The sequence below is a fragment of the Sulfurovum sp. genome (assembly GCF_041562805.1).
Classification (GTDB): domain Bacteria; phylum Campylobacterota; class Campylobacteria; order Campylobacterales; family Sulfurovaceae; genus Sulfurovum.
Genome location: NZ_JBFFOH010000282.1, coordinates 1 through 1,528 on the forward strand (window position 1 = coordinate 1; position 1,528 = coordinate 1,528).

At 43.3% G+C, this 1,528-nt stretch carries 2 protein-coding genes; both read right to left on the reverse strand.

All coding sequences use genetic code 11. From position 1 onward, the window contains the following. Nucleotides 1–966 (reverse strand): phosphatidylserine decarboxylase (locus tag ABYK33_RS15780; RefSeq protein WP_373034272.1); only part of this gene is annotated, 966 nt, incomplete at its 3' end. Between the two features lie 68 nt (nucleotides 967–1,034). Beyond that, a partial coding sequence (locus tag ABYK33_RS15785; protein WP_373034273.1) for a TonB-dependent receptor domain-containing protein occupies nucleotides 1,035–1,528 on the reverse strand: 494 nt, incomplete at its 5' end.

The following is a 1,528-nucleotide window of genomic DNA, read 5'->3' on the forward strand; positions in this document are numbered from 1 at the left end:
TCCGGTATCAATGATGAAATAGCCTCGCTTGAAATTCTCAAATTGGCTGAAATCGGTACCGTGGTATCCCACATTTCCTTTATTGACCCAGACCGGAAAATCATCATACCCATAATAGGGATCTTTGATGATTTTACTCTCTACTACTTTACCGCTGACGGGTGCATGATAATGGTGATACGTATTTGGCATCAAAACGCATGAAAGTGCTGTACCGCCAACAAACTTCTCGGCATAGCTGGAGCCATCAAGCATATCACTGATATTTAATGATTGACGTCCCTTAGTCGGGATATGTGTCTCTTTGGAGACAATCTTTAGCGGGACCGAGTTTATGATACAGTCTGTCGGTGCAGAGATCACATAGTCACGCTCCGGCATCGTCTGCGGTCGACTTTTGTCCTGGTCTTTAAGTCTCCGTATAAAAAAGTCATTAAACGATGTAAATCCCCCGTCAGCAGCAGCAGGATCAGGTAGCATGTAATCTTGTTTCTCTATTCTCGCATCATCTAACCAATTAGCTATCGGCGCTGTAGAACGTTTAGAATCCATAAAAGCGCCTCGTTCTTTTGCAAAGTCTTGTAAGATCTTGCGCCCAGGGCTCTGCTGTACGACCTTGATGGCATCAGGGTTCTGATAATAAAAGAATGTAAAATCTTCAATATACTTCAGTCCATTGTCGTGACCTCTCTGCATTGTCGGTAAAAAAGTACACCACTCCTCTAAAAAAGAGGTCAGATCAGTGACACTCTTGCCGATCCATGGATTTCCGGCAGCATATTCCGGTGGAAGCTGATGGATGTTTTTGAACGCCAGATCAACCTGTTCTTTAAACTTTCCATCGTTGTCATAGGTGTTTTGAAAGGCTTTAATCGAGCCGGAACATGGGCTTTCGCTGAGTGTAGATCCGTGGAGATCCAGGAGTGAAAAAAGTAATATTACCGTTGGTAGAATCGATTTATACATGCTATCGTCCTTTATTGTTAAGTGGTGCAGAACACTATACTTTGCCAATATCATTCCTGCATCATATTTTAAAAGTGCATGCTGACGTTGATTCCAAACACTCTCGGGTCAGCGAAGTGATAGTAATTGTGTGATGGTGTATGAACAACAAAATCCACATTTGCTTCGTCAAACAGATTGCTCACATAGAGGAAAGCCTTTAAGCCTTTAAGATCGTCATAGCCGAAATTCAAGTCAGCAGTTGCATAACCCTCCTCTTTTTGCGTGTTTCCAACATCATAATAGCGCTTGCCCATGTATCGCGCAGAAGGTTGAATGAACCAGTTTCTGTTCAAAAGGTAGGTAGCGCCAAAAGCGGCAGTCATATCGGGGACTTCAACCAAATAATTACCTTCGTAAGCACCGCCGTCTGCATCAAACTCTTTGAATTTTGCCTGGGTCAGACCCAGTGTGGCATAGAGCGATAATTCTTCTGTCTGATAGCTGAGGTCAAATTCTGCTCCGTAGCTGTATGCTTTTTTTGCATTCAGTACGGTCGTCGCCAGATTGTTGTCAAAAGTCA